This is a genomic window from Nonomuraea sp. NPDC049141 (assembly GCF_040648415.1).
In the GTDB taxonomy this organism is placed as follows: domain Bacteria; phylum Actinomycetota; class Actinomycetes; order Streptosporangiales; family Streptosporangiaceae; genus Nonomuraea.
Window position 1 is genome coordinate 90480 of sequence record NZ_JBEZDR010000031.1, and the last position, 16813, is coordinate 107292.

The 16813-nt window shown below is 71.9% G+C and carries 11 protein-coding genes; 5 read left to right on the forward strand and 6 right to left on the reverse strand.

What is annotated here, in order from left to right; all coding sequences use genetic code 11:
* Nucleotides 1-163: 163 nt before the first annotated feature.
* Nucleotides 164-1303: a monooxygenase gene (locus AB0B91_RS56755; RefSeq protein WP_358340143.1), complete on the reverse strand. Its 1140-nt coding sequence runs from the start codon at nt 1301-1303 to the stop codon at nt 164-166.
* A gap of 164 nt (nt 1304-1467) precedes the next feature.
* Here AB0B91_RS56755 and AB0B91_RS56760 point away from each other — a divergent pair, with 164 nt between their 5' ends.
* Together AB0B91_RS56760 and AB0B91_RS56765 are read left to right on the forward strand one after the other, a co-directional pair.
* Nucleotides 1468-3954 carry an AMP-binding protein gene (locus tag AB0B91_RS56760; protein WP_358340145.1) on the forward strand — a complete coding sequence of 829 codons (2487 nt, stop codon included), beginning with the start codon at nt 1468-1470 and terminating at the stop codon, nt 3952-3954.
* The gene (locus AB0B91_RS56765; protein ID WP_358340147.1) at nt 3951-9590 is read left to right on the forward strand and encodes an amino acid adenylation domain-containing protein; all 5640 of its coding nucleotides are present in this window, start codon (nt 3951-3953) and stop codon (nt 9588-9590) included. The genes AB0B91_RS56760 and AB0B91_RS56765 overlap by 4 nt, the downstream gene beginning before the upstream one ends.
* On the opposite strand, the gene AB0B91_RS56770 is transcribed toward AB0B91_RS56765, so the two are convergent.
* The 3 genes from AB0B91_RS56770 to AB0B91_RS56780 are packed head-to-tail and all read right to left on the reverse strand — an operon-like array spanning nt 9573 to nt 12942.
* Nucleotides 9573-10991, reverse strand: a complete 1419-nt coding sequence (locus AB0B91_RS56770; RefSeq protein WP_358340149.1) for an aspartate aminotransferase family protein — start codon at nt 10989-10991, stop codon at nt 9573-9575. The two genes, AB0B91_RS56765 and AB0B91_RS56770, sit on opposite strands and share 18 nt — an antisense overlap.
* Nucleotides 10988-12322 (reverse strand): MFS transporter, encoded by a 1335-nt coding sequence (locus AB0B91_RS56775; protein ID WP_358340150.1) that lies wholly within the window; start codon nt 12320-12322, stop codon nt 10988-10990. The genes AB0B91_RS56770 and AB0B91_RS56775 overlap by 4 nt, the downstream gene beginning before the upstream one ends.
* Nucleotides 12319-12942 carry a TetR/AcrR family transcriptional regulator gene (locus AB0B91_RS56780; RefSeq protein ID WP_358340152.1) on the reverse strand — a complete coding sequence of 208 codons (624 nt, stop codon included), beginning with the start codon at nt 12940-12942 and terminating at the stop codon, nt 12319-12321. Before AB0B91_RS56780 ends, AB0B91_RS56775 begins: the two co-directional genes overlap by 4 nt.
* A 114-nt stretch (nt 12943-13056) precedes the next feature.
* On the opposite strand from AB0B91_RS56780, the gene AB0B91_RS56785 reads away from it, so the two are divergent.
* Nucleotides 13057-13695 (forward strand): HNH endonuclease family protein, encoded by a 639-nt coding sequence (locus AB0B91_RS56785; protein WP_358340154.1) that lies wholly within the window; start codon nt 13057-13059, stop codon nt 13693-13695.
* Nucleotides 13696-13759: 64 nt separating this feature from the next.
* Here the strand turns inward: AB0B91_RS56785 and AB0B91_RS56790 are convergent, their stop codons facing one another.
* Nucleotides 13760-14146 (reverse strand): MerR family transcriptional regulator, encoded by a 387-nt coding sequence (locus AB0B91_RS56790; protein ID WP_358340156.1) that lies wholly within the window; start codon nt 14144-14146, stop codon nt 13760-13762.
* 27 nt (nt 14147-14173) lie between these two features.
* Between AB0B91_RS56790 and AB0B91_RS56795 the strand changes: the two genes are divergently transcribed.
* Nucleotides 14174-14953, forward strand: a complete 780-nt coding sequence (locus tag AB0B91_RS56795) for an MBL fold metallo-hydrolase (RefSeq protein ID WP_358340158.1) — start codon at nt 14174-14176, stop codon at nt 14951-14953.
* Nucleotides 14954-14992: 39 nt separating this feature from the next.
* Nucleotides 14993-15883: an SMP-30/gluconolactonase/LRE family protein gene (locus AB0B91_RS56800; RefSeq protein ID WP_358340160.1), complete on the forward strand. Its 891-nt coding sequence runs from the start codon at nt 14993-14995 to the stop codon at nt 15881-15883.
* Between the two features lie 188 nt (nt 15884-16071).
* Here AB0B91_RS56800 and AB0B91_RS56805 read toward each other — a convergent pair whose 3' ends face one another.
* The gene (locus AB0B91_RS56805; RefSeq protein WP_358340161.1) at nt 16072-16647 is read right to left on the reverse strand and encodes a dihydrofolate reductase family protein; all 576 of its coding nucleotides are present in this window, start codon (nt 16645-16647) and stop codon (nt 16072-16074) included.
* Nucleotides 16648-16813 lie beyond the last annotated feature (166 nt).

Consider the following 16813-nt stretch of genomic DNA (forward strand, 5'->3'; position numbering starts at 1 on the left):
CTCGGACCCGGACCTCGGATCTGGACCCCGATCCCGGCTCCGACCCCGATCAAGGGCGCACGTACACCGACCTGGCGGTATGCGTGCGCCCTGCACTCCGTATGCGGTCCTCGAGCCTTACGAGGCCCTCTCTTGCGGCCCGCTCTGCGCGGTCCTTGACGCCTTATGCGGCCTTTGACCAGATGGCGATGCCCAGGCACATCTCGTCGCTGGTCCCCGCTCCCCAGACCACGTAGCGCGGCTGCAGCTTCTGCAACTGCGGTAGTTGCGAGCGCAATGCGGCGTCATGCGTGCAGGTCACCCGCACCACATCGCCCTTCTTGACCGTGACGGGCTTGGTGAGCAGCCGCAGCGCCTGGTCGTCGAAGTCGTACTTCGGGACGTCCAGGAGCGTCTGCGCCTTGGGCGTGCCGGGATTGAGCTCGACCTTGATGGAGCGTCCGAGCAGGTGCATGTGCCCGGCCAGCGCGTGCAGCGTCACGCTGCCCGGGATGGGGATGTCGCAGTGCTGCGTCGGCCCCGGCTTGAGCGGCCCGCACTGCTTGGCCAGCCCATTCGCCTCCCCGTCGGCCCCGGGACCGAACCTGCGCACCACGTCCTTGACGGCGGCGGCCCGGTCACACAGGGGGCCGGTCTCCTGCGGCGTGCACGGCAGCTCGATCGGTGCCGGGAACAGCGCGGTCTCCAGCGGCTCCAGGGTCTTGTCGGTGAGCCGCAGCCGGATGCTCGACTGGTCGGAGCCGGGGTGGCCGTTGGCGTTGAGGGTGTTGTAGTGGATCTGCATGACGAGCTTGCTGCCGGGCGGCAGCGCGTAGCCGTAGCGCGGATTCAGCAGCGTCTCGTTGGTGCCCGGCGCCCAGTGCGCCACCCAGGAGGCTTCGTCCACGCCCGAGTCGCCGAAGCACGTCCAGCCCTGGCCGGGAGTGCTGTCATCGAGCGCCTTCGCCTGCGCGACCTGCTTGGGTCCGAGCCTGAAGAAGATCGCGTGGTGCACGATGTCGGCATTCTGCGGCTGGAACTGGGCCCCGGTCAGGAACGCCTGGCTGGTCAGCTTGGGGTCGATCACGAAGCATCGGTAGTCGTCGGTGCCGCCGTTGGGGCCGCTCGGCGTGTAGGCCTCGGCCATGGTCAGGGATTCGAACCGCTCGCCGGCCCGTAACGGGGCGGCCACCGGTGTGGCCTTGGCCGCGTGGCCACCGGCGTGACTCGTGTGGGTCGCCGGGGTGGCCGTCGTGGCCGTCCCACACGAGGCGAGCAGGGCGACCACGGCGAACGCGGCGGCAGTCCGGGCTAGTCGAATCATGGCCCTACCGTCTCGCGAATGCCGTCGGCGGACATCCACCCCCGGTATGTTCTTCGTCCTCCCCTGGTATGACAGACCCTCTCCGCCTTGGAACACCCTGGAACGCCTTGTCAGGTGAGGTCGCGATGGCGCGGCCAGGTATCTCGTGACACCTGAGGAGAGCGGTGAAGGAGCACACCAGGGCATACACGCCCTCGATCGAGAAGCGCCGGCTTGTCGATCGGATATACCTGCACGCGATAACCAGGCCCACGCAGGTCGCACTGGAATGCGGCACGCGATCACTCACCTACGCGGCCCTCGCCGGGAAAATGGACGAACGAGTCGGAACGCTGTCCGGTTCGGTGGGGCCGGGCAGGTTCACGGTGATCGAACGGCGCAGGTCCATCGAGTTCGTGGTGGACTTCCTGGCGGTCCTGGCGCTCGACGGCGTCCCCGTCCCCCTCGACCCGGACCTGCCCGCCCGCCGCAAGGAGACCCTGCTCGGCCTGATCAGACCCGGCGTCGTACTGCGTGACGGAGCGGCGATCCTCGGTGTGATGTCACGTGACGGGGCGACGATGCCTGGGTTGGTGTCTCGTGACGCGGCGGAGCCGTCCGGTGTCGTGCTGCCTGACGGGGCGGCGATCTCCGGGGTGGTGTCTCGTGGTGCGGCGGGGCCGTCCGGCCTCGGCGAGCCCGGCACGACCGCGGTCGCCGATGGGGCGTACGTGTTCTTCACCTCCGGCTCCACCGGGCGGCCGAAGCCGGTGCTGGGCTCAGCCGCCGCGCTGACCTCGTTCCTCGCCTGGCAGTGCGCCGAGTTCGGCGTCGAGCCGGGGGACCGGGTCGCGTTCCTGACCGCGCTGAGCTTCGACGTGGCGGTCCGCGACGTCTTCCTGCCGCTGTGGGCCGGCGCGACGCTGGTCATCCCGGCCCTGCGCGAGGCCGACTCGCCGGAGGCGACCGTGGCCTGGCTGCGGCACTCCCGCGTCAGCGTCGTCAACGTGGTGCCGTCGGTGGCCCGCGGCTGGCTTCGGCACTGCCGTACCCGGTGCGAGTCCATGCGGACGGTGTTCTTCGCCGGGGAGCCGCTGGAGGCGTCCCTGCTGGAGGAGTGGCAGCTCGTGTTCCCCGGCACCCGCACCCGCATCAACCTGTACGGCACCACCGAGACCACGCTGCCCAAGATCTGGAAGCGGCTGCCCGTCTCCGAGCGGTTCACAGGCGCTCTCCCGGCGGGCGGGCCCGTCCCCCAGACGCGCTTCTGCCTCATCGACCCGGCCGGGCCGTTCGACGCCGCTCTCGTCCGTGCGGCGCTGCGGAACCCGGCAGCCGAGGGCGAGGTCGTCCTGGTGAGCCCGCACACCGGTCACGGCTACGTGGGGATGCCTGAGGAGACGGCGGCCCGCTTCGCCGACCTCGGCGGCGTCACCGCCTACCGCACAGGTGATCTCGGCCGCGTGTCCGACGGCGGGGAACTCGTCGTCCTCGGCCGGGCCGACGACGAGCTGAAGGTCAACGGTGTACGGATCCACCCCGCCGAGGTGGCCGCCGCGATCCGCGCCTGCGGCCCGGTCAACGACGTCCACGTGACGGCGGAGCGGTCGGCCGGGCGGGCCCGCCTGACGGCGTACATCGTCCCCGCGAAGGGCCGGGCCCTCGACCTGCTCGCGTTGCGGCGCGACCTGACCACGACACTTCCCGTGGCCATGATCCCCACCGCGCTGGTCGAACTGGCCGAGCTCCCGTCCCTCCCCAACGGCAAGATCGACCGTACGGCCCTGCGCCTGCTCGCCCAGCCGGGCGCGTCCCCGGGAACCCCCACGACGGAGCCGGCCACGCGACCCATCACGGCGCCGGACCCCGACCGGCGACCCGTCACAGCGGAGAGCCCGCAGCACCAGCGGTCTGCTGGGGCGCAGGACCGGCGGTCTGTTGGGGCGGAGGGCCCGCGGGCCTGGCGGTCTGTCAGGACGGAGAGCCCGCAGGACCGGCGGTCTGTTGAGACGGAGGGCCCGCAGGCCTGGTGGTCTGTTGAGACGGAGGGCCCATGGGACCAGCGGCCCGTAGAGGCGGAGAGCCTCCCGGACCCGCGATCTGTCACTGCGCGGGGGAGTTCAGAGGACTCGGAACCCGCTGCGATCCGGGGGAGGTCTGTGGAGGTCGGAGCGCACGTCGCGCCGGATGGTGACGTGGAGCGGTGGCTGGCCGATCGGTGGGCCGAGCTGTTCGAGACCAGCGGGGTCTCCGCAGGGGACGACTTCTTCGCGCTCGGCGGCGACTCCATCTCGGCGATGCAGCTCGTCTCCCGCATCCGGCGCGACCTCGGCGTCACGCTGTCGGTGCGCGACATCTTCGCGGCGGTCACCGTCACCGCCATCGCCCGGGAGATAGCCGACCGACGGCTGCTGGCGATGGACGCCGACGAGCTGCTGGCCATGCTGGAGACCGTCGAGCAGGACGCCTCGGACGCCGTCATGGACGCCCCCTCCGGCGCGGCCGGGCGGGACTTCTCTGGCGTGGTCGGGCAGAACGTCTCCGGCGCGGCCCGGCAGGGTCGTTGCGGTGCGGTCGTTCAGGACGTCTCCGACGTGAGTGAGCAGGACGTGTCCGGTATGCCGGATAGGCGGGGAAGCCTGACCGACGGATGCGAGAGGGGTGCGGCATGACGCCCGCCGCGCTGGCCGAACGGCTCTCACGCCTCTCACCCGAACAGCGGGCCAGGCTGAGCCGTCTGGCGGCCTCTCGTACCGCCGCCGTGCCCGCCCCCATCCCGCGCCTGGACCGGACCACCGGCCGGTTGCCCATGTCGTTCGCGCAGCGGCGCCTGTACTTCCTGCAGAACCTTGACCCGGCCAGCCCCGCCTACAACGTCGTCCAGGCCATGCGGCTGACCGGTCCGCTGGATGCCGGGGCCCTGCGCGAAGCCCTGGCGACCGTGGTGGACCGTCACGAGGTCCTGCGCACCACCTGCTCATCCGCCGGCGCGGAACCCGAACTGGTCCTGGCCCCACCCGGCCACGGCCCGTCCCTCGACGTCATCGACCTGACAGCCGCCGACCGGCCTGACGCGGCCCAGGCGGGGCCGTCCTACGCGGCCCAGGCGGAGCCGTCCGACGCGGCTCGGGTGGAGCCGTCTGACGGGGGACGGGTGGAGCCGTACGACGGGGGCCGGGCCGAGTTGCCCGGCGCCGTGCGGGAGGTGTTCGCCGCGCAGGCGGAGTGCCCCTTTCGTCTTGACAGCGAGTTCCCGCTGCGGGCCACGCTCGTCCGGCTGGCCGCCGACGATCACGCGTTGCTGCTCGTCACGCACCACATCGCGACCGACGCGTGGTCGTCGCGGCGACTCGTCCGCGATCTCTTCGACGCCTACGCCGGCCACGAGCTCGCCCCGCTTCCGGTCCAGTACGCCGACGTGGCCGCCTGGCAGCGCGAACGCCTGACCGACGACGTCGTACGCGACCACCTCCACCACTGGCGTGAGCGGTTGGCCGACATGCCGCCCATCCTGGAACTCCCGCTGGACCGGCCACGCCCCGCGATCCGCTCCGACCGGGGCGCCGAGCTCGACCTCACGCTCGACCGCCGGACCTGCCGCCGCCTGCGCGAGGTGGCGCGGGAAGCGTCCGTGACGCCGTTCGTGCTCCTGCTGACCGCCTTCGGGTACGTCCTGCACCGGCACTGCGCCACGGAGGACGTCGTGGTCGGCGTGCCCGTCTCCGGCCGGGACCGCCCCGAGGCCGAGGACCTGGTGGGCTGCTTCATCAACACCCTGCCGCTCCGGCTCGACCTGGGCCCGGCGCCGACCTGCCGCGATCTCGTGCGGCGGGTCGGTGAGCGGGCGCTGGACGCCTACGACCATCAGGAGCTGCCGTTCGAGCGGCTGGTGGCGGAGCTGGCGCCCGAGCGGGACCTCGGCGCGGGTCAGCTCGTCCAAGTGATGTTCAACTACCACACCGCGACCGACCTCGGTGAGAACCTGCCCGGCCTCAAGGTGACCTCGTTGCGGGCGGGGAACGCGCGGGCCCGGTTCGACCTGTCCTGCGCCGTGGTCGAGACGGAGGGGGAGCTGCGGGTCACGCTGACGTACGCGGCGGAGCTGCTGTCGCACGAGCTGGTGGAGCGTCTCGGCGGCCACTTCGCCGAGGTCGTCGACGCCCTGCTCACCGGTCCGCCCCTGACCGGGCTGGACGCGCCGTTGGCCGCACTGCCCGCCGTCCCGGCCGTCGATCTGGAGCTGGTACGGCCGGGCGCGCTGCCCGCCGTCCCAGCCGACGACTTGGATACGGTACGGCCGGCGCCGGCCGTACTGCCGCACTTCGACGAGGCCGCGACCCTGCTGGCCCGGTTCGAGGCGTACGCGGCGCTCGAGCCCGGACGGGACGCGGTCCGGTGCCGCGACGACGTGGCCGGCTACGGCGAGCTGAACGAACGGGCGAACCGGCTGGCCAGGCACCTGGTGGCCGAGGGCGTACAGCCCGGTGACCTGGTGGCCCTGCTGTTCGAGCGCTCCGTGGACCATGTCGTCGCGATGCTGGCCGCGCAGAAGGCGGGGGCGGCGTACGTGCCGCTCGACCCGGCGGCGCCCGCGAGCCATCTCACGGCGGTCCTCGCCGAGTCACGCGCGAAGGTGCTGCTGACTCACGCCGAAGTCGACCACGCGCCTATCCAGACGAGACCGGTCCGGGTCATGGTGCTGGAGGAGATCGGCGCGATCCTGGCCGGTTATCCCGGGGTGGACCTGGGGCGGCCGATCGCCCGGGATGAGGCCATGTACGTGGTGTTCACCTCGGGATCCACCGGGCGGCCGAAGGGGGTCGTGGTCGAGCACGGCAGCTTCACCAACTACCTCACCGCGATCCTCACCCGCCTCGACGTGCCGGAGAAGCTGCACTTCGCGCTCGTGTCCACGCTCGCCGCCGACCTCGGGCTGACGAACCTGTACGGGGCGCTGGCCACCGGCGGGACCGTGCACGTGGTGCCGTACGAGTGGGCGGTCGATCCCGAGCAGCTGGCCGGCTATTTCCGGCGGCACCCGATCGACTTCATGAAGCTCGTGCCGAGCCACCTCCAGGCCGTCCGCGACGCGGGGCTGCTGGCGGCGGTCGTCCCGGCGCGCTACCTCGTCCTCGCGGGGGAGGCGTGCCCGTGGGAGCTCGTGGACGCCGTCCGCGAGGTCCGGCCGGAGTGTTCGATCTGGAACAACTACGGGCCATCGGAGACCACGGTCGCGGTGCTCGCCCACCGCGTTCCGGCTGCCGGGCGCGGCCATCGTGGCGGGCCGGTCGTCCCTCTGGGGAGTCCGCTCGACAACGTGCGGGTGCGCGTGGTGGACGCGCGGCTGCGCCCGGTGCCCGTGGGGGCGGCGGGGGAGCTGCTGATCAGCGGCGCGGGCGTCGCCCGCGGGTACCTGTCCGAGGGGGACGGGTTCATCCGGGATCCGTTCGACGCGGGTGCCCTGGCGTACCGGTCGGGTGATCGGGGGCGGCTGCTGCCCGGCGGGGTGTTCGAGTTCCTCGGGCGGCTGGACCGGCAGGTGAAGATCCGCGGGTACCGGGTCGAGCCGGGTTACGTCGAGGCCGTGCTGCGAGGGCATCCGGGCATCGGTGACGCCGCCGTCGTGGTCCGGCACGACGAGGAGGGGCGGGCCCGGCTGGTGGCGTACTACGTCATGCGCGGGGACGGCGCGCGGCCACACGAGTACGCCCGCGGGGAAGGCCCGGCGCCGCACGAGTACGCCCGCGCGAAGCTGCCGCCGTACATGGTGCCCGCGGCCTTCGTGGAGATGGACCGGCTGCCGATCACCCCGAACGGCAAGCTCGACTGGCGCGCGCTCCCCGAGCCGGGACCCGGCATCGCGGGCGACCGGCCGTCGGCGCCTCCGCGCGACGGGGCCGACGAGCGCCTCGCCGGGATCTGGCGCGAGGTGCTCGGGCTGGCGGAGGTGGGGATCGACGACGACTTCTTCGCGCTCGGCGGCGACTCCTTCTCGGCCATGCGGCTGGCCCGGCAGATCGGGGACGGGCTGCGGGTCGCGGCGATCTTCCAGCACCCGACCATCCGCGAGCTGGCCGACCTGCTCAAAGGCAGCGACCCCGGAGGCGGACTCCTCGTACGGCTGCCAGGCGCGCCGGCGACCCAGGCGAGGGCAACGGCGGCCACCGTGGTCGCGGTGCCCTTCGGCGGCGGGAACGCGGCCGCCTACGGCGAACTCGCCCGCGCCCTGCCGCCCGAGTTCCCGCTGCTCGCCGTCGACCTGCCGGGACACGACTTCGGCGACCCGTCGGCCCCGATGGAGCCGCTCGACACGCTGGCGGCCCGGTGCGTGGCCGAGATCCGCGCGACCGTCCAGGGCCCCGTCATCGTGTACGGCCACTGCCTCGGCGCCGCGCTGGCCTTCGACATCGCCCAGCGTGTGGAGGCCGGGGGCGGGGACGTCGTCGGCGTGGTGTTCGGGGGCGCGTTCCCGGCGCCGCGCCTGCCGGGACGGCTCTTCGACCTGTGGGCCAGGCTCATGCCCAGCGACCGCTGGCGATCCGACCGCCTGTATCGCGACACGCTGCGCGGCATCGGCGGGCTCACCGACAGCCTGGACCCGGAGGAGCAGGCGTTCATCCTGCGCGCCCTGCGGCACGACTCCCGGCAGGCCGAACAGTTCTACACCGAGCACTGCCACGCGAAGGACCGTCCCCGCACGCTGCACGCGCTGAGCGTGGTCGGCGAGCGGGACCGGCTCACCGAGTTCCACGAGGAACGGCACCGCGAGTGGGACCTGCTCTGCGCCGACACCGAGCTGGAGGTGATCCCGGACGCCGGTCACTTCTTCCTCAAGCACCAGGCCGCCGAGCTCGCCGCCATCCTCACCCGCTGGTTCGAGCGGCGACAGCGGGAGCCCGCACAGGAGAAACCGATTGTCCCGCCGGCCGCCTCGGGTCTGTGGGGATTCCTGCTCGTCACGCTCGGCCAGCTCGTGTCCATGCTCGGCACCAGGGCCCTGGCGTTCGGCCTCGGGGTGTGGGTGTATCTGGAGACGGGCAGCGCGACGCAGTTCTCCGTCATCCTGGTCTGCGGGCTGCTGCCCGCACTGCTGGTGCTGCCGTTCGCGGGCGCGGCGGCGGACCGATGGAACCGCCGCCTGGTGATGATCGCCGGTGATCTGGTGGCCGTCTGCGGGACCGGGTTCTGCCTGGTCATGTACGCCACGGGGTCGCTGGAGGTATGGCATCTCTACATCGCCACGGGTCTCAGCTCGATCGCGGGGTCCTTCCAGCAGCCGGCCTACCTGGCGGCGACCACGCAACTGGTCCCCAAGCAGTACCTCGGCCGGACCAACGGCGTCACCCAGGCCCTGGTCGCGCTGAGCCAGGCCGGGGGACCGCTGCTCGGCGGCGCGCTGATCGTGCTGATCGGGCTCGGCGGCGTGCTCGTGGTGGATCTGGCGACGGTGTTCGTCTCGCTGCTCACGCTGTTCGTCGTCCGGTTCCCCGACACGCTGTTCCGCAGGCGGGAGGAGACGATCTGGAAGGAGATCTCCAACGGCGTCCGCTACATCGCCCGGCGCCCCAGCTTCGTGGCGATGATCGCCTTCTTCCTGGCGTTCAACCTCATGCTCGGTTTCGCCATCGCCCTCACCCCGCCGCTGGTGCTGTCGTTCGCCTCACCCGCCACGCTGACCGTCGCCTCCGTGGTCGGTGCCGTGGGCGGGATCGCCGGGGGAGTGGCCATGGCGTTCTGGGGCGGATTCGAGCGGCGGGCGACGGGGATGGTCGGGTTCACCCTGCTGACGGGTGCCGGCATGATCCTGATGGGGCTGCTGCCCTCGGCGCTGTTCCTGGCCGTGGGACTGGCCGCCGTCGCCGCCTCCCTCGCGCTGCTCAACGGCCACTGGCAGACCATGATCCAGACGAAGGTCGGGATGGAGCTCCAGGGCCGGATCCTGGCCAGCAACCGCATGATCGCGAACCTCACGGAACCGCTCGGCTACCTCTGCGCCGGCCGGCTCGCCGACGCGTTCTTCGAACCGGCGATGCGCGAGGGCGGCTGGCTGAGCGGGACCGCGGGCGCCGTACTGGGCACCGGGCCCGGCCGGGGCATGGCGCTCATGATCGTCGTCCTGGGCGTCGCCCAGATCGCACTGGCGGTGTACGGCCTGCGGTGGCGCAAGCTGCGCTACATGGAGGACGTCCTGCCGGACGCCGTCCCCGGAGCGGTCGTCACCTGGGACCGCGACGCGTTGCAACGGGAGGCGGACCTGCTGCTCGACACGGAACGGCACGCTCGCCGCGCTTCAGCTGTAGATCACTGACAGGAAGCGCACCAGCACCGCCTCCCGCGTGGCCGCGGGCAACGCGTCGAGGACCGCGTTGACCAGCGCCATCTCCGGCTGGCCCGCGCCGGGCCGCAGGTCCACCCCGACCGCCGCGGCCAGCTCGGCGAAGGCCGCGTCGTCCAGTTCCGTCAGATCCAGGTTCACGACCAGGTCGACCAGCCCGTCGGGGAGTACGGCGGGGCCGCGCACCCGCGCGGCCGCCGCCGACTCTCCGATGACCTTCAGCAGCGCCTCGATCCCCGAGAGCGTCACCCCGGTGACCGTGATGTGCAGGTTGGCCGGGATGCCCGCGTACGACAGTTGCGGCTGGAGGAACCAGCCGCGCCGCCGGGCCTCGTCGGCCAGGACGAACACGTCGAGTTCCGACGACGTGAACGCCACCAGCGCGCTCTCCGGGTCGCCCAGCACCCGCAGGCCCGGGACCGCCGCGATGCCCGCGCGTAATCTGGCCGTCGCCTCCAGCGTGGCCCGGCCCAGCGCCAGGTAGCCGTCCCGGCCCAGGGCCTGGAGCGTGGCCCACGCGCCGCCGAGCGACCCCGCCGACCTGGAGCTCTGCACGGTGGCGTTGATGATCGTGTAGCCGGGCCAGGCGGCCGAGGCGAAGTACGCCCCGCGGCGCATCGCCGGGTCGGCGAACAGCACGACCGAGGCGCCCTTCGGCGCGTAGCCGAACTTGTGCAGGTCACACGAGAGCGACGTGACCCCCGGCACCGACAGGTCGAACGCCGGGATCGCCGCGCCCGCCGCCCGCAGCCACGGCAGCAGCCACCCGCCCACGCACGCGTCCACATGGCAGCAGACGCCCGCCGCGGCCGCCACGGCGGCGATCTCCCCGATCGGGTCGATCACGCCCTGCGGGTACGACGGCGCCGAGGCGACGACCAGGACGGTGTCATCGTCCATGGCCGCCGCCACGGTCCGCGCATCGGCCTTGAACGTGGCCGGATCGACCGGCACCGGCCGGACCTCCAGACCGAGGTAGTGCGCCGCCTTGTGGAAGGCCGGATGGGCGGTGACGGGAAGCACCAGATTGGGCCGGGCCCGCCCGGCCGCGTCACGGGCGGCCTTCACCGCCAGCATGATCGACTCGGTGCCGCCGCTGGTGAAGATGCCGTGGCCGCCGCCCAGCAGGTCGGCGACGGCGCCGACGACCTGCTTCTCCATCTCCACCACGCTGGGGAACGCCGTCGGGTCGAGGCTGTTGACCTCCAGCATCTCCGCGTAGGCGCGGGCCGCCGCCTCGTGCACCTCGTCGCGCCCGGTGTCGTAGACGTAGGCGGTCACCTGGCCGCCCCTGACCGGCAGGTCGTGCTCCTTGAGCCTGGCCAGCTCGGCCAGCAGATCCTCGGTGGTCCTCCCGGTGTCGGGCAGGTTCACGCGTGCTCCTCGTGATTCATTGCGGCCCTGCCGTACCGGACGACGAACGGCAGACTGATCAGCATGAGCGCGGCGGGCAGCGCGGTGAAGCCCAACAGCAGTCCGGTCAGGGCGGCGGGCGGCTGCGCGACCGGCGCCTCGACCGGCGCGGACACGAACCCCGACACCGCCAGCACCAGCGCGAACAGGCCGGGACCGAGCGCCAGCCCGGCCGTCTCGCCCGCCGTCCACAGCCCGGTGAACGCGCCCACCTGCGCGTGCCCGGTCCGGGCCGTGTCGGCGTGCACGGTGTCGGGCAGCAGCGACAGCGGCAGCAGTTGCAGCCCCGCGTAACAGGCCCCGGCCAGCGCGGTCAGCGCCAGCGTCGCCACCAAAGACCGCCCGGCGATCGTCGGGACGAGCGCCAGCGCCGCGAGCCCGAAGCCCAGCGTCGCGGCCAGGTAGCAGCGCACGGGCCCGTGGGTACGGGCCAGCCGCGCCCACAGGGGTACGGCAGGCATGCTCGGGGCGACAAGGCAGACGAACATCACCGAGGTCAGGCCGTAGTCGCCGAGCCGGTAGGAGGCCACGTACGGCGCGCCCGCCAGCATCACCGCGACCCCCAGCGCCTGCGTGACGAACGCCGCCAGCAGCGCGAAGAACGGCGTGTTGCCCCGCGCCATGCGGAACGCGGCCACCGGGCCGAGCTGCCGTGGACCCGGCCGCGAGGTCACCCAGCGGGTGGCCAGCGCCGCGGTGACCAGCGCGGCGGCCATGACCGCGCCGATCGTGACGCCCATGACCGCGTAGCCGGGCCGGCCGCCACCGGCCAGGTCCACCACGGCGGGGGCCAGCCCGCCCGCGACCAGGATGCCGACGGTCAGGCAGACGACCCGCCACGACATGACCCTGGTCCGCTCGGCCCGGCTCGCCGACATCTCGGCGGGCAGCGCCACGTACGGCACCTGGAAGCAGGCGAACGCGGTCGCGGCCACCAGGAACGCCGCCCCCGCCCAGAGCGCGCCGGGCGCGGCGTCCGGTACGGCGAACATCGACGCGAACGCCACGGGCAGCGCGGCCGCCCCCGTCAGCAGCAGCCGCGTCCGCCGGCCGGTCCGCACGGCCTCGCGGTCACTGGCGGCGCCGACGAGCGGATTGAGCAGCACGTCCCAGATCTTCGGCGCGACCAGCACGGCACCCGCGGCGGCGGCCGGCACGCCCAGCGTGTCGGTCAGGTAGTAGAGCAGCAGCAGCCCGGGAACGGCCGAGAACACCCCGGTGCCCACGGAGCCCGCGCCGTAGCCGAGTAACCGGCTCCGGGCGAGCCGCTCACCCGCCGGCGCGGTGGTCACGGGACGTCGCCGGGGAACGCGAGCGCGCGGTGCAGGGTCAGGTGCAGGTGGGCGCGGAAGCGCCGCAGCGCCACCTGGTCGCTGCCGCCCCTGCGGTGGCCCTCCTCGTCCAGCACGCCGCCCTTGGCGAACCCGTGCACGCACCAGATGACCGACCACATGGTGTACTCCAGGTCGATCGCGTCGTCGATCACCCCGGCCGCGACCGCGGGACGCAGAGCATCGGTCACCATGGCCACCAGTGGCTGGACGTACTGGCGCTCCAGCTCGGTGAGGTCGCTGGCGTCGGAGAGCCAGCGGTGCATCCACAGCGCCGGCACCTCGGGATGACACACGCAGAAGTCGACGTAGTCGTCGAGCAGCCGGTGGATCCCGGTGACCGGGTCGTCGCCCGGCAGGCGGGCCAGCGCCCCTTCCAGGGCCGCGCGTTCGGCCTGGTGGGCGCGCTCCATCACGGCGAGGTAGAGCTCCCGCTTGCCGCCCACGTGGTAGTTGACCGTGGCGATGTTCAGGCCTGCCGCGTCGGCGATCTGCCTGGTGGAGGTGCCGTCGTAACCGAGCGCCGCGAAGAGCTGCGTCGCGACCTTCAAGATCACGGCGACCTGGCCGTTCTCTGTCATGTGAGCGAACCTAGTTCGGCTGAGCCGCTCCGTCAATCACTTGATGGAGTCACTTTCGGTGCCATCTCAATTACTTCTCGTGACATGATCGGCGATGGCTGTTACTGCTGATCCATGACCATCTTCTCAGGGCGGTTCGTGGTCCCACTTCTCACGCTTCTCCTGCTTGTCCCGTCGTTCAGCGCCTCCGCGAGCGCGCTGCCCCACCCGATGTCGGAAGACGGCGCCCGTACGGCACTCGACTGGCTGACCGTCGCCGAGCGGGGCACGCTCGACGGCTACAGCCACGACCGCTTCATGCCCGAATGGGCCCCGAAGTGGGGCATGTGCGACACTCGAGAGATCGTCCTGAAGCGTGATGGCGAGGCCGTCGAGCGGGACGCGTCCTGCCGGGTCGTCGCCGGCACCTGGTACAGCCAGTACGACGGCAAGATGCTCACCAGCGAGGCCCAGATCGACGTCGACCACCTCGTCCCCCTGGCCAACGCCTGGCGTTCGGGGGCGAACACCTGGAGCGACGCCCGCCGCCAGGCCTTCGCCAACGACCTGATCCGCCCCGAACTGATCACCGTCAGCGCCACCACCAACATCGCCAAGGGCGGCCGGACCCCGGTCACCTGGCGGCCGCCGGTCACCGGCTACTGGTGCACGTACGCCCGCTCGTGGATCACCGTCAAGCACCACTACACCCTGCGCATCACGAAGGAGGAGAAGGCCGCGCTGATCGAGATGCTCGACACCTGCCGGGATTGACCATGCGGTTCTGATGGCGTCGGGCGATGTTTCTGCCTGGAGCTGGCAGCCGTCTCGTAGCGGGTTACGGGATGCGGGACTCGATCTGCTCGCGGGCGTGCGGGCATTCGTCGAAGCTCAGCGGGCACTCCAGCGCGTGCTCGACCAGCTCCTTCGCCGCCCGCGCCCGCGCGATGCGCTGCTCGAGCACGGCCACATGTTCCCTGAGGAGGTCGGCATGGTTCATCGGATCGGGCCCGGCGAGCACCTCGCGCAACGCGCGGAGCCCCAGTCCGGCCTCCTTGCCCATCAAGATCATGGCCACCCGCCGCAGGTCGGCCGGGCCATAGCGGCGGTGGCCGTTCTCATGCCTGGCCGGAGCCAGCAGCCCGGCGCTCTCCCAGTGCCGCAGGACGTGCGTGGGCAGCTCGAACCGGGCGGCCAGCTCGCCGATGGTCATGCTTGACTTCATGCGCACATTAACCTTCATCGTGGCCGCATGAGCAACCAAGCCACCCTGGCCGTGACACGCGTGGCCAACTCGTGCGTACTCCTGGAGATCAACGGCCATGCCGTACTCACCGACCCGTTCTTCACCGAACGCTGGCATCTGCACCGGGGCGAACCGCTCGGCATGACCGTCGGCGAGCTGCCCCGGCTGGATGCCATCGTCGCCAGCCACTCCTACCCCAACCACTGGGACCTGCGCGCGCTGCGGACGTTCCCCCGCAAGGACGCCACCCCCGTCTTCGTGAGCAGCCCCCGGATGGCCCGCCAGGCGCGGGACCTCGGCTTCCGTCGGGTGGAACACCTCGAATGGGGACAGACCGGCCACCCCACCCAGGAGCTCTCGATCGAGGCGACCCCCGCGGGGCGCACCCTCCTGTGGCGCCACAACGCGTACGTGCTCAGCGCCGGCGGGATCCGGGTCTTCTTCGGCGGCGAAATCCGCGACGTGTCGCTCCTGGAGCGGTACCGCGCCGAACACCCGCCGGTCGACCTGGCGCTGCTGCCGGTCAACGGGCTGCGGGTGTTCGCCGGGCCGCCGATCGTCATGGGTCCCGAGCAGGCCGTCGCCGGGAGCAGCGCCCTGGGCGCCCGCGTGCTCGTCCCCGTGCACGACGCCCACGGCGACGACGACCTGCTCGCCCGCGTCATCCGCCGCAACGGCACCGGAATCGAGGCCAAGTCCCTGGCGGACGCCCGCGAGGAGGGGCCCGAGGTGGTGAACCTGCCGACGGGACACCGGTGGACCTACCCGGGGGTCAGCCGCTCGTGATCGACAATGGGGAGGTCCGAGCCCAGTGAGGAGAACGGCATGACCATCGCCGCGTACACCGTGACCGCACCCGTCGCCGAGCACGGGGAGGGCCCCGTATGGTGCGAAAGCTGGGGCGGGCTCCGGTTCGTCGACATGCTGGCCGGTGACGTGCTGGCGCTCGACCCGGACGGCACGGTCCGCCGCCGCCACGTCGGCGCGGTCGCGGCGGCCATCCGCCCGCGCGCCGCGGGCTCCGTGTCCGGGGATTACGTGTGCGAAGGCTACGTGGTCGCGGCCGAGCGGGAGCTGCTGCTGTCCGACTCCGACGAGCTGGACGCCCCGCTGCGCTCGCTGGGCGAGGCGTGGAGCGATCCGTCGGTACGGATGAACGACGGCGGCTGCGACCCCGACGGCCGCTTCTACATCGGCAGCATGGCCTACGACGAAACCCCCGGCCGCGGCTCGCTGTACGTGGCCGAGCCCGGCGGCGGGCTGCGCGTGGTGCTGCCGGAGGTCACGATCTCCAACGGCCTGGACTTCAGCCCCGGCGGTGACCTCGCCTACTACGCCGACACGACCACCCGCCGGATCGACGTCCTGGACTACGACCGCGAGCATGGGCTGACCGGGCGGCGGCCGTTCGTGTCCGTGGACCCGGCCGACGGCGCTCCCGACGGGCTCACGGTCGATGCCGAGGGCGGCGTGTGGGTGGCTCTGTGGAGAGGCGCCGCGGTGCACCGCTACAGCCCGGAGGGCGGTCTCGACGCCGTCATCCGGCTTCCGGTGCGCAAGGTCACCGCGGTCACCTTCGGCGGCGAGAACCTCGATCGGCTGTTCATCACCACCTCGGCCCTCGACGTCGACCGGACGGAACAACCGGACGCGGGCGCACTCTTCGCGGCCGACCCCGGCGTACGCGGCCGCCCCGTCCTGCCGTGCGCGCTCTGACCGGGTGCCGGCATCGACGCGAGGATCTGCGGATCACCCGTAAGCCCCTGCTTCCCTCGCCGATCTCGGCCGCCCGCTGCGAGCGCTGGACCTGCCATCGTGCGCAAGAACACCGAGAACATCCGCGCCATGCTCAAACGCCTGGTCAACCAGGGCATCCTCGCGGAGACCGAGCCGGGATCGTTCGCTCAGCCACGCCCCTGGCGCGCCACGCGGTAGCGGAGGTAGATGACTTTCGAGCTGAAGGTGCGGGTCTCGACGAGTTCGAGATCCACCCGGCGCTCGCGCTGGGGAAAGAACGGAATGCCACCGCCGACCAGCACCGGGTAGACCCTGGCCCGGTACTCGTCGATCAGACCCGACGCGGCCGCCTCGGCGGCGAGAGTCGCGCCGCCGATCGCGATGTCACCCTTTCCCGGCTCGGCGCGCAACCGCTCGATCTCCTCCGCCAGGCCGCCGGAGGCCAGGCGGGCGTTGCCCTGCACCGCCGACAGCGTGGTGGAGAACACCACCTTGGGGAGCGGTTTCCAGAGCGCGGTCCACTCGAGCATCGAGTCGTCGAGTGATGGATCCTGGTCGGCGGTCTCCCAGTACAGCATCGTCTCGTACAGCCGTCGTCCCAACAGGTGGACGCCGACCTCTCGTATCTCGTCGATCCAGGAGCGAAAGACCTCCTCGTCGGGCGCCGTCCAGTTGAAGCCGCCGTCCGGCCCGACGATGTAGCCGTCAAGTGAGACGCCCATCGAATAGGTCACGCTGCGCATCAGAAGTCCTTCTCGGTGCCGGGTTCGACAGTACGACCGCCGGACGCCGCAAAACTCATCGCGGATCTCCTGAGCCAAGGCGGTTCCTTCTGGGCCTGGCCGTCCCGACGTGCTGGTGGACACGGGCGGGGGTGTCCACCGGATCTGCGGGCCGTTCGCTCAGCCG

What these genes read in the sequence shown, in the direction of transcription:
- AB0B91_RS56755 (WP_358340143.1), bottom strand. Translation starts at nt 1,303, where the DNA reads ATGATTCGACTAGCCCGGACTGCCGCCGCGTTCGCCGTGGTCGCCCTG.
- AB0B91_RS56765 (WP_358340147.1), top strand. Translation starts at nt 3,951, where the DNA reads ATGACGCCCGCCGCGCTGGCCGAACGGCTCTCACGCCTCTCACCCGAA.
- AB0B91_RS56780 (WP_358340152.1), bottom strand. Translation starts at nt 12,942, where the DNA reads ATGACAGAGAACGGCCAGGTCGCCGTGATCTTGAAGGTCGCGACGCAG.
- AB0B91_RS56785 (WP_358340154.1), top strand. Translation starts at nt 13,057, where the DNA reads ATGACCATCTTCTCAGGGCGGTTCGTGGTCCCACTTCTCACGCTTCTC.
- AB0B91_RS56790 (WP_358340156.1), bottom strand. Translation starts at nt 14,146, where the DNA reads ATGAAGTCAAGCATGACCATCGGCGAGCTGGCCGCCCGGTTCGAGCTG.
- AB0B91_RS56795 (WP_358340158.1), top strand. Translation starts at nt 14,174, where the DNA reads ATGAGCAACCAAGCCACCCTGGCCGTGACACGCGTGGCCAACTCGTGC.
- AB0B91_RS56800 (WP_358340160.1), top strand. Translation starts at nt 14,993, where the DNA reads ATGACCATCGCCGCGTACACCGTGACCGCACCCGTCGCCGAGCACGGG.
- AB0B91_RS56805 (WP_358340161.1), bottom strand. Translation starts at nt 16,647, where the DNA reads ATGCGCAGCGTGACCTATTCGATGGGCGTCTCACTTGACGGCTACATC.